This window comes from Agromyces sp. GL_144 (assembly GCF_057834305.1).
Map to the genome: position 1 here is coordinate 2784468 of NZ_CM174399.1, position 12464 is coordinate 2796931.

Here is a 12464-nt window from a genome sequence, read left to right on the forward strand (position 1 = left end):
TGCTACTCGGCGAGGATCAGGTAGAGCGCCTTGCGCGTCTCGTCGATCTTCGCGGCGGCGGCGGCACGCTGCTCGTCGGTGGCCGCGTGGCGGAACTGCCCCGCGACGCCCATGAGCTTGCCGAGCGCCTGGAAGAGCTCGGTCGCCGACTCGCTGGGCTTGGGCACGGACGCCCAGGCGCCGGCGAGCTCGGCCTCGTGGTCGGCCACGTAGGCGCGACCCTCGTCGGTGAGCTGGAACTCGGTCTTGCGACCCTCGCCGACGGCGACGATGAGGTCTTCGTCGACGAGCTGCTGCAGCGTCGGGTAGACCGAGCCGGGGCTCGGACGCCAGGCGCCGTCGGTCTTCTCGCCGACCGCCTTGATGATGGCGTACCCGTTGCTCGGGTTCTCGGCGAGCAGCGAGAGGATCGCCGCGCGCACGTCGCCCTTGGAGCGGCGGCGCGGGCCTCGGCCGCCGAAGCCAGGGCCGAACCCGGGACCGCCGGCGAATGCGGCGTCGTCCCAGCCGCCGGGGCCGCGATGCGGGAACCCGTGGCCGGGGTCGTGGTGGAAGCGGCCTTCGCCGCGGGTGTGGCTGCGGTACATCCGAGCGTGCCGATCTGCGGAACGGCGGATGTCGCTTTCAGTGAAGTGTTCGCGTGTCATGAGCGCGGACTCCTTTCGTCCTGCCCTGATGAAAGAGCATTCGCAGAATGTCTGCGATGGGTTAACGATATATCGGTGAAGCATCGTTGTCAAGTCGATCGAGGTCGAACGCAGAATCACGTCCGGACCGCGAGCCGCCGATCGCCCGTATGGTGAGCGAATGGGCACACGCTTCGTGCAGACCTCGACTCCGGCAGCGTCGTGAGGATCGGCGTCGTCGGCGGCGGCGCAGCGGGCCTGACGACCGCCTGGCTCCTCGATCAGCAGCACGAGGTCACCGTCTTCGAGCGCGAGCCGCGGCTCGGCGGACATGCCCACACCGTCGACATCGAGGCGTACGGCCGCCCGCTCCGGGTGGACGCCGGATTCCAGTTCTTCTCCCCCGGTGCGGCGTATGCGAGCTTCAACCGCCTCCTCGACGCCCTCGGCGTGGCCCGGGTCGACTACGACGCCACGCTGACCGTGTACGACACGCGGGGGCAGCGCCCGATCGCGATGCCGCCGATGCGCGGAGGGTGGCCGATCCCTCGATCGTTCGCGCCGGGCTCGCTGCGAACGCTCCTGCGATTCCGGCGGTTCCTCGACGACCTGCCCGCGTTCCTCGCGCGGCGCGACACCACGATCACGATCGCCGAGTACCTCGAGGCCGCACGACTGCCGAAGCCCTTCGTCGACCACTTCCTCCTGCCCCTCCTCGTCGCGTTCTGGTGCGTCGACCGCGCCGAGTTCCTCGGATTCACGGCGTACAACGCGCTCCACTACCTCGGCGCGAACGCCGCCGCCGGGCTCCGCGCGCCGGTGCAGAGCGAGATCGTCGGCGGCATGCGCGTCTACGTCGACGCGATCGCCGACTCGCTCGAGACCACCGAGATCCGCCTCGCCGCCGAGGTCGTGCGCGTCGAGCGCCGACGCGACGCCTGGCAGGTGACGGATGCCTCGGGCCGGACGGGCTCGTTCGAACGGCTGGTGCTGGCGTGCAACCCGCGACGCGCGCACGCACTCCTCGACGGCATCCCGACGCACGATCCCCTCACCCGCGAGCTCGCGAGGTTCGAGACGTTCGAGACGACGATCGCCATCCACGGCGACCGACGGTTGATGCCCGAGCACGAGGCATCCTGGTCGGTCGTGAATGCCAGGACGGACGGCCGCCACAGCTCGTTGACCGTGTGGAACCCCCGGCTCGGCGTGCCCGTGTTCAAGAGCTGGGTGAGCTTCGACGAGCGCATGCCCGAGCCGCTCTACGCCCGCGTGACCTACGAGCACGGCAGGATCACGCCCGACTACTTCGACGCTCAGGCGCGCCTGCGCCCGCTGCAGGGCATGGACGGGCTCTGGCTCGCGGGGCTCGCGACCCACGACGCCGACTCCCACGAGAGCGCCGTGCGGTCGGCGATGACCGTGGCCGAGGCGCTCGCGCCGAAGTCACCGCGCCTCCGCCGCCTGCTCGGCACCGACTGACGGCGGATGCCGGCACCCGTGACGGGTGCCGGCATCCGCCGATCGGGCGTCGTCAGGCGCGACGACGACCGAGCGCCGTCAGGGCGAACGCGGCCGCTCCGGCGAGGAGCATCGCGAAGGCCATCCACAGCGCGGAGGCGGTCTCGACGCCCGTCGCCGCGAGTGCGACATCGTCCGTCGTGGCCGTCTCCGAGACCGCGACCTCGGCGACCGCGGACACTGCGACGGGCGCGACGGGCGCGGCATCGACCGGAGCCGGCTCGGGTGCCGGGTTCGGCGCGGGGTTCGGCTCCTCGACGGGCGGCGGCGTGAACAGCGGCGCACCGCCGACCTTGCCGAACGCGAAGATGAACGTGTTCGGCGAACCGCCGGTCGGGTCGAGCGAACTCTGGCCGAACGAGTACACCTCTGCGCCGACCGCGGCGAGCGCGGCCTCCGCCTCGGCCTCGGATGCGGCCGCTCCGTAGAAGATCACGAAGCTGAGCTTGCCGCCGACGCCGAGGGGTCCGAACGCGAAGTCGAACAGCGCGCCGTGGTCGGCTGGACCGCTGTCGACCGCGTTCCCCTCGAAGAGGATGGACGACGGCCCGGCGAGCGGGTTCGGGCTGGCGAAGCCGTTGTCGCTCGAGTAGATCAGCGCGCTCGCGCTGCCGCCGTCGATCGTGACGTGCTCGCTGAACGCCGTGGGCTCGATGTCCCAGTCCATGACGCGTCGATACTGCACCGTCGCGATCGGCGCCCCCGAGAGGTTCTCGATGGTGACCGTCACCTGGTAGAGGTTCTTCGTCGCCGGCGACGGCCTGTACTCATGCGTCACCCGGAACACCGGCTTGCTGTCGTCGTCGTTCACGACCGTCACGGACGTGGCGGTCGAACCCGTGTGCTCGAAGGACTCGACGGTCAGGTTCCGCCCTCCCGGGCCGAACGTGTCGAGGTTCGCCCCGCCCCAGACACCGCTCGCCGGGTCGGCGACGCCCCAGCCCTCGCAGAGGCAGCCGGGCGAGGTCGAGTCGTTGCCCGTCGGCACGTACATGAGGCCGACGTCGCCGGGTCCGGCGGCCGAGCCGGTCCCGTCGGTGGCGTTCAGCTCGCCCGTGGGATTGACGGCGAGCAGCACCGTGCCGTTCGTGATGCAGACGGCCGGGTAGCAGGGGTCGCCCGGTGCGGGAGCCGCGGCCACGACGGGCGCCGCGGCCGGCGCAGCGAGCGTCGACGCACGTGCCGCCGAGGGAGTCGACGCAGGGCCCTCCGCGGTGAAGAGCGTGACGGTGGGCGTGTCCACCTCCTCGTCGAGCGTCTCCTCGACGGTCGCACCGGGCTCGGCGACCACGACGGTCGGCGGCTCGGGAGCGGGTTCGGGAGCAGGGGCAGGCTCGGGCGCCGGCTCGGGTGCGGGCGCCGGCTCAGGCGCGGGCTCGGCGACGGACTCGGGCGCGGGTGCCGGTTCGGCAACCGGCTCGGGCGCCGGGGACTCGGATGCCGCGGACTCGACCGCGGCCGGCGGTGGGGGTTCCTCGGCGCTGGCGACGAGGGGCGAGAACAACAGGGACGCGGTCGCGACGATGACGCCGCCGCTCAGGCCGAGCCCGAGCCGCGCACGCAGTGGATTTCGATCGGACATGGGACGCACTCCGTTTCAGGTGATGCCCGGGGTCGACGGTTCCGCCTCCGCGGAACTCGGGCATCGGCCTCGCACGGCCACAACCTAGGAGAGACGAGACATCCTCACGTCAGTGCGTGCCCGGAGTACGCCTCATGACGAACCCGGGTTCTGCGCCGACCGCGCGCTACGGCGTGACCACCTGCGGGCTGCCGACCGGCGCGTCGGCGCCCATCTCGTCGGCGATGCGGTTGGCCTCGGCGATGAGCGTCTCGACGATCTCGGACTCGGGCACGGTCTTGATGACCTCGCCCTTGACGAAGATCTGGCCCTTGCCGTTGCCGGATGCCACACCGAGATCGGCCTCGCGGGCCTCGCCCGGTCCGTTGACGACGCAGCCCATGACCGCCACGCGCAGGGGAACGGTCATGCCCTCGAGGCCGTCGGTGACGTCGTTGGCGAGCTTGTAGACGTCGACCTGCGCGCGACCGCATGACGGGCAGGAGACGATCTCGAGCTTGCGCTCGCGCAGGTTCAGCGACTGCAGGATCTGCAGGCCGACCTTCACCTCCTGCGCGGGCGGGGCCGAGAGCGACACGCGGATGGTGTCGCCGATGCCCTCGCCGAGGAGGATGCCGAACGCGGTCGCGCTCTTGATCGTGCCCTGGAACTCGGGGCCCGCCTCGGTGACGCCGAGGTGCAGGGGCCAATCGCCGCGCTCGGCGAGCAGCCGGTAGGCCTTGACCATGACGATCGGGTCGTTGTGCTTGACCGAGATCTTGAAGTCGTGGAAGTCGTGCTCCTCGAAGAGGCTCGCCTCCCAGACGGCGGACTCGACGAGCGCCTCGGGCGTCGCCTTGCCGTATTTCTGGAGCAGGCGCGGGTCGAGCGAACCGGCGTTGACGCCGATGCGGAGCGAGACGCCCGCCGCCTTGGCAGCTGCGGCGATCTCGCCGACCTTGTCGTCGAACTTGCGGATGTTGCCGGGGTTCACGCGCACCGCCGCGCAGCCCGCGTCGATCGCGGCGAACACGTAGTTGGGCTGGAAGTGGATGTCGGCGATGACCGGGATCTGGCTCTTCTTCGCGATGATCGGCAACGCCTCGGCGTCGTCGCGGCTCGGCACGGCGACGCGCACGATGTCGCAGCCCGAGGCCGTGAGCTCGGCGATCTGCTGCAGGGTCGCGTTGATGTTCGTCGTGGGGGTCGTCGTCATCGACTGCACGCTCACCTGGGCGTCGCCGCCGACGAGCACCTTGCCCACCTTGATCTGGCGGGACTTGCGTCGCGGGGCCAGGACTTCGGGGATTTTCGGCATTCCGAGATTCACTGCAGGCACGTCGATCAGTCTAGTTCCGGCTGGGTGGACGACGGCTGCGAGCGGCGGATGTCCCGACTGCGCGCCTCAGGCGCAGCCCTCGGCTTGCTCGGACGGGGCGCCCACCCACTCGACGGTGTCCGTTTCGGGTGCGTCGTACCACCACGGGCCGAGGGCGACCCCGAACACGCGCGGCCCCCTCGCGTCGGACCCGTCGATCGCGATCATGTCGACGAGCGGACCTGCGCACGACCAGCCGGGGTTCGGGATGCCGATCGCGTCGAATTCGGGCCAGGTCATGCCGGCGACCGCGCCCGACGGCGTGGTGAGGGCGACGCCGACGAAGGCGGGTTCGTCGACGTAGACGGCGAACCTCGGCCACGCGAGTCCGGGATCCGACTCGGCGCGGCGGGCCTCATCGTAGAAGCGCTCGTCCACCTCGAGGGCGTCGCCCCACCCGTGGCGAACGCCAGGCGGAGCATGGTTGGTGCCGTCGTAGGGCTCACTCGTCGGCGGTGCACCGAAGACGGCCGTGAAGGCCTCGATGATCGGCGCCGGATCGTCGAGATAGCCGAACTCGGCGACCTCGGTTCCGTTGCCGTCGACGAACGACACCGCATCGGCGGCGATGACGATCGACTCCACCGACTCGAGGGGGTCTGCGACCGACGTCGGCGTCGGGGTCGGGGTCGGCGTGGGGGTCGATGTCGTGCTCACCGTCGGCGACGGCGACGGTGCCGCCGAGGATGTGGGTGCACACCCTGTGAGGAGCACGCCGAGCACCGCGAACCCCACAAGCGAACGAATCGATCGACGCACGGCGCACCATCCCTATCCGAGCGTGGAACGCTCGCGAGGAACATTCTGCACGAGGCATCCGCTGCTCGACGGTGCCGTCGATAACGATTCGAACCGCCGGAGGGCGACGGGCTAGTCGACCACGTGCGCGACGTCGAGCGGCGGCTCGGTCGCGGCGACGACCTCGTCCACGCTCACGCCGGGGGCGCACTCGACGAGTCGCAGCCCGTCGGGCGTCACGTCGATGACGGCGAGATCGGTGATGATGCGGTCCACGACGGCCTTTCCCGTCAGCGGTAGCGAGCATTCGCGCACGATCTTCGGCGAGCCGTCCTTCGCGACGTGCTCCATGAGCACGATGACGCGGCGTGCACCGTGCACGAGGTCCATCGCCCCGCCCGGACCCTTGACCATCTTGCCGGGGATCATCCAGTTCGCGAGGTCGCCGGCCGCGGAGACCTGCATCGCGCCGAGGATCGCGGCGTCGATCTTGCCGCCCCGGATCATGCCGAAACTCGTCGCGGAGTCGAAGTAGGCGGCGCCCGGCAGCACCGTGACCGTCTCCTTGCCCGCGTTGATGAGGTCTGGATCCACGTCGGCCTCGCGGGGGTACGGACCGACGCCGAGGATGCCGTTCTCGGACTGCAGCACGACCGTGACGCCGGCCGGCACGTGGTTGGGCACGAGCGTCGGCAGGCCGATGCCGAGGTTCACGTAGGCCCCGTCGTTCAGTTCCTTCGCAGCGCGGGCGGCCATCTCGACCCTGGTCAGCGCCATCTCAGGCCTCCTCGCTCACGAAGCGGCGTTCGATGCGCTTCTCGATGTCGGGCCCGACCACGACGACCCGGTCGACGAACACGCCGGGCAGGTGCACGGCGTCGGGGTCGAGCCCGCCCGGTTCGACGAGCCGCTCGACCTGCGCGATGCACAGCCGCCCGGCCATCGCGGCGAGCGGGGAGAAGTTGCGGGCCGACTTGTCGAACACGAGGTTGCCGTGGCGGTCGCCGACCAGTGCGTGCACGAGGGCGAAGTCGGTCGTGATGGCCTCCTCGAGCACGAACTCCCGCTCGCGCCCGGCGACGCGGAAGCTCTGCACGGGCTTCGCCGCGCTCGCGACCGCGACCGACCCGTCGGCCGCGTACCGCTGCGGCAGACCGCCCTCGGCGACCTGGGTGCCGACGCCGGTCTGCGTGAAGAACGCGGCGATGCCGCTGCCGCCCGCGCGGAGCTTCTCGGCGAGCGTGCCCTGCGGGGTGAGCTCGAGCTCGAGCTCGCCCGAGAGGTACTGCCTCGCGAACTCGCGGTTCTCGCCGACGTACGACGAGGTCATCTTGCGGATGCGGCCCGCGGCGAGCAGCACGCCGAGTCCCCAGTCGTCGACCCCGCAGTTGTTGCTCACGACGCTGAGCTCGTCGACGCCGCTCGCGAGCAGCGCGTCGATGAGCACCATCGGGATGCCGCAGAGCCCGAAACCCCCGACCGCGAGACTCGCGCCCGCCGGGATGTCGGCGACCGCCTCCGCGGCGCTCTGCACGACCTTGTCGAGTGCCATGTCACGACCTCCTCGTCGACTCGATGACGGATGCCCCAGCCCGGACTTCGTGAATCCGGTGAATGCTCCCTAACCGAATCGTAGGATGGAACCAGCGCACAACCAACCCCCGACGAAGGAGTCTCCCCGATGCCCAGCACCGATGTCGTCATCATCGCCGGCGCCCGCACGCCGTTCGGCCGCATCAGCGGCAACCTCGCGACCCGGTCGGCGGTCGATCTCGGAGCCGTCGCCGTGCGCGGTGCGCTCGCGAAGGCCGGGGTCTCCCCCGACGACGTCGACCAGGTCATCATGGGCCAGGTGCTGCAGGCCGGCGCCGGTCAGAATCCCGCCAAGCAGACCGCGGTCGCGGCCGGCATCCCGTGGCGCGTGCCCGCGATCACGATCAACAAGGTCTGCCTGTCGGGCCTCGCCGCCATCACCGATGCCGCGCGGCTGATCCGCCTCGGCGAGGCATCCGTCGTCGTGGCCGGCGGCCAGGAGTCGATGACGCAGGCTCCGCTGCTGTTGCCCGGTTCGCGCAAGGGCTGGACCTACGGCAGCGTCGAGATGCTCGACCACGCCGCGAACGACGGCCTCACCGACGCGTTCGACCGCGAGTCGATGGGCGCGTCGACCGAGCGGTTCAACGGCCGGCTCGGACTCACGCGAGCCGCGCAGGACGAGATCGCGGCGGCCTCGCACGTGCGTGCGGGTGCTGCGGCAGCCGAGGGGCTCTTCGACGACGAGATCGTGCCCGTCGAGGTGCCGCAGCGCAAGGGCGACCCGGTCGTCGTCTCGACCGACGAGGGCGTTCGGCCCGACTCGACCGCCGAGGTGCTCGGCCGGCTCCGCCCCGCCTTCAGCGAGGGCGGCACGATCACGGCGGGCAACTCCTCGCCCATCTCCGACGGCGCCGCCGCGGTCGTGGTCGCGAGCCGCGAGTGGGCCGAGTCGCGCGGACTCCCCTGGCTCGCGCTCGTCGGCGAGGCCGGCCAGGTCGCGGGCCCCGACAACTCGCTGCACTCGCAGCCCTCGAACGCGATCGCCGCCGCCCTCGAGAAGGCCGGGCTCGCGGCATCCGACCTCGACCTCGTCGAGATCAACGAGGCGTTCGCGGCGGTCTCGCTGCAGTCGATGCACGACCTCGACCTCGACGCCGAGAAGGTCAACGTGCACGGCGGGGCCATCGCCCTCGGACACCCCATCGGCGCGTCCGGCGCGCGCCTCGCGCTGCACGCCGCGCTCGAACTCTCGCGCCGAGGCGGCGGCCGGGCAGCGGTCGCACTCTGCGGCGGCGGCGGTCAGGGCGAGGCGCTGCTGCTCTCGCGCTGACGCCGGGCATCGTGCGCGCGGGTCTATGCCCTGCGCACGGGTCTATGCCCTGCGCACGGGTCTATGCCCTGCGCACGGGTCATGTCACGATTGCGCCATGAGCACGTCAGCGCACCCGCCGCTCGATCACCGGCTCCGACGCATGACCGGTCGCGACCCGAACGAGGCCCATCGTGCGTCCACACCGCTCGAGCTGCTCTTCGACCTCATGTTCGTCGTCGCGTTCAGCCAGGCGGGCTCCCAGACGGCGCATCTGCTCGAGCTCGGGCACTGGTGGCCGGCGTTGGCGGGATTCGTGTTCGCCGTGTTCGCGATCTGGTGGGCGTGGCTCAACTTCTCGTGGCTCTCGTCGGCCTACGACAACGACGACGTCTTCTTCCGCGTCGCCACCATGGTCGAGATGCTCGGCGTGCTCGTGCTCGCCCTCGGGCTGCCGCAGCTGTTCCACTCGCTCGATGCCGGCGAGCATGTCGACAACGCGGTCGTGATCGCGGGCTACGTGGTCATGCGTGCCGCCACGATCGCGCTCTGGCTGCGGGCGGCGAGGCACGACCCGGCACGACGGCGCACGGCGCTCACCTACGTGTGGTTCGTCTCGATCACGCAGGTGGGCTGGCTCGCGCTCCTCTTCGTCAACCTGCCGCTCGCGCCGACGCTCGCGTTCACGGCGATGCTCGTGCTTCTCGAGCTCGTCGGCCCGTACGTCGCCGAGCACGGCCCGCAGGGCGGCACGCCGTGGCATGCCCACCACATCGCCGAACGCTACGGACTGCTCGTGATCATCACGCTCGGCGAGATCGTGCTCGGCACCATCCTCGCCGTCTCGGCGGTGATCGAGGAGCAGGGATGGTCGATCGAGGCCGTGACCCTCGCGTTCGCCGGGACCGCGCTCGTCTTCGGCCTCTGGTGGGCGTACTTCAGCATGCCCTCGGGAAAAGTGCTCGCGCGATTCCGTGAACGCGGATTCGTGTGGGGCTACCTGCACTACTTCATCTTCTTCAGCCTCGCGGCCACCGGCGCCGGGCTGCACGTCGCCGCCTACGTCACCGAGGGCGTCGCCCACATCGGGATCGTTCCGGCGCTGCTCACGGTCGTCGTGCCGGTCGGGATCTTCCTCGTGGCGCTCTTCACGGTGTACTCGTTCCTGCTGCGGCAGTTCGACCCGTTCCAGCTGTGGCTCTTCCTGGGGTCGATCGCCGCGCTCCTGCTCGCCGTCGTGACGGTCGCCGCCGGCGCGAGCTTCGGAATCGGCCTGCTCATCACCGCCACCTCGCCGTTCGTCATCGTCGTCGGCTACGAGACCGTCGGGCACCGACACCAGGCCGCGGCCCTGCACCGGGCCCTCGGCGACTGAGTCGGCATCGACCTGACAGGACGAAGAGCGGATGCCGCGACATCCGCCCCTCGCGCGTCGACCCCGTCGGGTCAGGCGTTCGGCCGGTTCGCCCGCAGCACCTCGAGGCGGGCGCGGTACTCGACCTCGTCGATGTCGCCCTTGGCGAACCGCTCGGCGAGCGTGGACTCCGCGCTCGCGCCGCGCATCCACGGCGCACCCGGACCGTAGCCCTCGGCCGCCCACGCGCGGCGACGACGGCTCACGCCGAAGATGATGAGGCCGATGACGAGCAGCCAGAACAGCGGGATGAGGAAGAAGACCCAGCCGAAGCCGGCCGCCCAGGGTCCGGCGTGCGCGGCCACGGTTGCGGTGGTGGCGAGGGTGGTGAGCATGGTGTGTTCCCTTGATCGTGCGACCTGCGCTTCAGGTCGTCGATTCGAGTCTCGTCAGCTCGCGGCATCCGCGAATCCGCCCGTGGGAGGCACTTCGCCTGCTCCCCCGGGAGCAGTCCGTGGGGTGCGCCGCTACTGCCAGCCGGGCGCCACGAGCCCCGACTCGTAGGCGACGACCACGAGATGCACCCGGTCGCGCGCATGCAGCTTGGCCATGATGCGCGACACATGCGTCTTCGCGGTGAGCGGGGAGAGCACGAGCCGGGCGGCGATCTCGTCGTTCGTGAGCCCCTGTCCGACGAGTCGCAGGACCTCGCGCTCGCGGTCGGTGAGGGCGGCGAGCCGCTCGGCGTCGGGTGCGTCGCGCAGGCCCGTGGCCATGCGCTCGAGCAGGCGCTTCGTGATGCCGGGTGAGAGCAGCGCCTCGCCGCTCGCGACCACGCGCACGGCGCGGATCAGGTCGACGGGCTCGGTGTCCTTCACGAGGAAGCCGCTCGCCCCCGCCCGCACCGCGCGGGCCACGTACTCGTCGAGCTCGAACGTGGTCACGATCACGACGCGCACGCCGACGAGGGCCGGGTCGGCCGCGATCTGCTCGGTGGCCCAGAGCCCGTCGCCGCCCGGCATGCGGATGTCCATGAGCACCACGTCGACCGGCTGCCGGCGCACGAGCTCGAGCAGTTCCGAACCGGTGGACGCCTCGCCGACGACCTCGACGTCGGGCTCGGCGTCGAGCAGCGCACGGAACCCCGCGCGCACGAGCAGCTGGTCGTCGGCCAGCGCGACGCGGATCACGGCGTCGCCGTCCACGGCAGCCGGGCGTCCACCCTCGTGCCGCCCTCGGGCGAGGCCTCGACGTGCACCGATCCGCCGAGCAGCGCCGCACGCTCGCGCATGCCGAGGATGCCGCTGCCGTCGACGGATGCCTCGACCGGGCCGATGCCGTCGTCGTCGACCGTGAGGCGCAGCACGTCGCCCTCGCGCGCGACGGTGACCACGGCGTGGGAGGCCTCGGCATGGCGCACGACGTTCGTGAGCGCCTCCTGCACGATGCGGTAGGCCGCGAACTGCGCGGCGCGGCCGGGCGCATCGCCCTCGAGACGGTCGTCGAGGCGCGCATCGAGGTCGGGCGAGCCGACGCCTGCGACGAGGCGCGGCAGCTCCGCGAGCTCCGCCTGCGGCGTGAGCGGGGCGTCGGCGTCGGTGCGGATGGCGCCCAGCACGCTGCGCACCTCCTCGAGCGCGGTCTTCGAGGTGGTCTTGATGTTCGCGAGGGCGGTGCGCGCCTGCTCCGCATCGCGGTCCATGAGGTGCAGGCCGACGCTGGCCTGCACGTTGATCTGCGACAGCGCGTGCCCGATGACGTCGTGCAGTTCGCGCGCGATGCGCACGCGCTCGCGCTCCTCGGCGCTCTGGCGGCGTGCCATCGCCTCGGCCCGATACCGCTGCATGCGCTCCGACCTGGTGCGCACGAACGCCCCGATGCCGAAGCAGGCGGCGAGCGCGAGCGTCGTGATCGCCGCGCGGAACGGATGCCACGACTGACCCCACGCCGTGATGAGCACGATCGCCGCGACCCACGCGGTGACCACCGCGCCGGCCGCCCAGACGACGGCGCCACGGGAGACGGCGATGACGATCGCGAACGCGAGGGCGATGTAGGGCGGGCCCGCGTCGGGCGTCAGCAGCAGGTCGGCGAGCCCGGCGAGCGCGACGAAGGCGACCGTCGGGCCGGGCCACCGGCGCACGGCGAGCAGTGCGATCGGGCCGATCGCGGCGAGCAGCACCTGGCCGAGGCCGGCCGCCCAGCCGACGTTCATCCACGCGGCGATGCCGATCGCGGCGGGCACCTGCACGAGCAGGCTGACGACGACGGGCGCGAGCAGGCGGAACGTCGCGGGAGGGCGGAATCGCCGGCCCGCCCCGTCGCCGTTCCATCGGCCGCTCGGATCCCCGCCCGGGCTGCCGCCCATCGAGGGCGGGCCGTCCCAGCCGGATCGGGTCTCCCATGGTGGCAAGGGCATCCCAGGATCGTATCGAGGGGCG

At 71.3% G+C, this 12464-nt stretch carries 12 protein-coding genes; 3 read left to right on the forward strand and 9 right to left on the reverse strand.

Annotation, left to right across the window (positions count from 1 at the left end; genetic code table 11):
* Positions 1 to 2: 2 nt before the first annotated feature.
* Positions 3 to 587 (reverse strand): PadR family transcriptional regulator, encoded by a 585-nt coding sequence (locus tag AC3IPY_RS12740; protein WP_489188327.1) that lies wholly within the window; start codon positions 585 to 587, stop codon positions 3 to 5.
* Between the two features lie 261 nt (positions 588 to 848).
* Between AC3IPY_RS12740 and AC3IPY_RS12745 the strand changes: the two genes are divergently transcribed.
* Entirely contained in the window at positions 849 to 2108 is a 1260-nt protein-coding gene (locus AC3IPY_RS12745) for an FAD-dependent oxidoreductase (RefSeq protein WP_489184649.1), read from the forward strand.
* Between the two features lie 52 nt (positions 2109 to 2160).
* On the opposite strand, the gene AC3IPY_RS12750 is transcribed toward AC3IPY_RS12745, so the two are convergent.
* The 5 genes from AC3IPY_RS12750 to AC3IPY_RS12770 form a co-directional block, all read right to left on the reverse strand.
* Positions 2161 to 3729: a hypothetical protein gene (locus tag AC3IPY_RS12750; RefSeq protein ID WP_489184650.1), complete on the reverse strand. Its 1569-nt coding sequence runs from the start codon at positions 3727 to 3729 to the stop codon at positions 2161 to 2163.
* 166 nt (positions 3730 to 3895) lie between these two features.
* Positions 3896 to 5026, reverse strand: coding sequence for a flavodoxin-dependent (E)-4-hydroxy-3-methylbut-2-enyl-diphosphate synthase (ispG, locus tag AC3IPY_RS12755; protein WP_489188328.1), 1131 nt, complete (start codon positions 5024 to 5026; stop codon positions 3896 to 3898).
* Between the two features lie 87 nt (positions 5027 to 5113).
* Positions 5114 to 5743 carry a hypothetical protein gene (locus tag AC3IPY_RS12760; protein ID WP_489184651.1) on the reverse strand — a complete coding sequence of 210 codons (630 nt, stop codon included), beginning with the start codon at positions 5741 to 5743 and terminating at the stop codon, positions 5114 to 5116.
* 213 nt (positions 5744 to 5956) lie between these two features.
* Positions 5957 to 6601: a CoA transferase subunit B gene (locus tag AC3IPY_RS12765; RefSeq protein ID WP_489184652.1), complete on the reverse strand. Its 645-nt coding sequence runs from the start codon at positions 6599 to 6601 to the stop codon at positions 5957 to 5959.
* 1 nt (position 6602) lies between these two features.
* A complete protein-coding gene (locus AC3IPY_RS12770) occupies positions 6603 to 7376 on the reverse strand; it encodes a CoA transferase subunit A (RefSeq protein ID WP_489184653.1) in 774 nt (257 codons plus the stop codon).
* A gap of 129 nt (positions 7377 to 7505) precedes the next feature.
* On the opposite strand from AC3IPY_RS12770, the gene AC3IPY_RS12775 reads away from it, so the two are divergent.
* Positions 7506 to 8690 carry an acetyl-CoA C-acetyltransferase gene (locus tag AC3IPY_RS12775; protein ID WP_489184654.1) on the forward strand — a complete coding sequence of 395 codons (1185 nt, stop codon included), beginning with the start codon at positions 7506 to 7508 and terminating at the stop codon, positions 8688 to 8690.
* Positions 8691 to 8787: 97 nt separating this feature from the next.
* Positions 8788 to 10044 carry a low temperature requirement protein A gene (locus tag AC3IPY_RS12780; protein WP_489184655.1) on the forward strand — a complete coding sequence of 419 codons (1257 nt, stop codon included), beginning with the start codon at positions 8788 to 8790 and terminating at the stop codon, positions 10042 to 10044.
* 71 nt (positions 10045 to 10115) lie between these two features.
* Here the strand turns inward: AC3IPY_RS12780 and AC3IPY_RS12785 are convergent, their stop codons facing one another.
* The 3 genes from AC3IPY_RS12785 to AC3IPY_RS12795 form a co-directional block, all read right to left on the reverse strand.
* Positions 10116 to 10418 carry an SHOCT domain-containing protein gene (locus tag AC3IPY_RS12785; RefSeq protein ID WP_489184656.1) on the reverse strand — a complete coding sequence of 101 codons (303 nt, stop codon included), beginning with the start codon at positions 10416 to 10418 and terminating at the stop codon, positions 10116 to 10118.
* 132 nt (positions 10419 to 10550) lie between these two features.
* The gene (locus AC3IPY_RS12790) at positions 10551 to 11213 is read right to left on the reverse strand and encodes a response regulator (protein WP_489184657.1); all 663 of its coding nucleotides are present in this window, start codon (positions 11211 to 11213) and stop codon (positions 10551 to 10553) included.
* Entirely contained in the window at positions 11210 to 12442 is a 1233-nt protein-coding gene (locus AC3IPY_RS12795) for a sensor histidine kinase (protein WP_489184658.1), read from the reverse strand. The genes AC3IPY_RS12790 and AC3IPY_RS12795 overlap by 4 nt, the downstream gene beginning before the upstream one ends.
* Between the last annotated feature and the right edge of the window lie 22 nt (positions 12443 to 12464).

Excerpts from the sequence above, each read along its gene's own strand:
- AC3IPY_RS12740 (WP_489188327.1), bottom strand. The coding sequence starts at position 587 with ATGTACCGCAGCCACACCCGCGGCGAAGGCCGCTTCCACCACGACCCC.
- AC3IPY_RS12750 (WP_489184650.1), bottom strand. The coding sequence starts at position 3,729 with ATGTCCGATCGAAATCCACTGCGTGCGCGGCTCGGGCTCGGCCTGAGC.
- ispG (WP_489188328.1), bottom strand. The coding sequence starts at position 5,026 with ATGCCGAAAATCCCCGAAGTCCTGGCCCCGCGACGCAAGTCCCGCCAG.
- AC3IPY_RS12765 (WP_489184652.1), bottom strand. The coding sequence starts at position 6,601 with ATGGCGCTGACCAGGGTCGAGATGGCCGCCCGCGCTGCGAAGGAACTG.
- AC3IPY_RS12770 (WP_489184653.1), bottom strand. The coding sequence starts at position 7,376 with ATGGCACTCGACAAGGTCGTGCAGAGCGCCGCGGAGGCGGTCGCCGAC.
- AC3IPY_RS12775 (WP_489184654.1), top strand. The coding sequence starts at position 7,506 with ATGCCCAGCACCGATGTCGTCATCATCGCCGGCGCCCGCACGCCGTTC.
- AC3IPY_RS12780 (WP_489184655.1), top strand. The coding sequence starts at position 8,788 with ATGAGCACGTCAGCGCACCCGCCGCTCGATCACCGGCTCCGACGCATG.
- AC3IPY_RS12785 (WP_489184656.1), bottom strand. The coding sequence starts at position 10,418 with ATGCTCACCACCCTCGCCACCACCGCAACCGTGGCCGCGCACGCCGGA.
- AC3IPY_RS12795 (WP_489184658.1), bottom strand. The coding sequence starts at position 12,442 with ATGCCCTTGCCACCATGGGAGACCCGATCCGGCTGGGACGGCCCGCCC.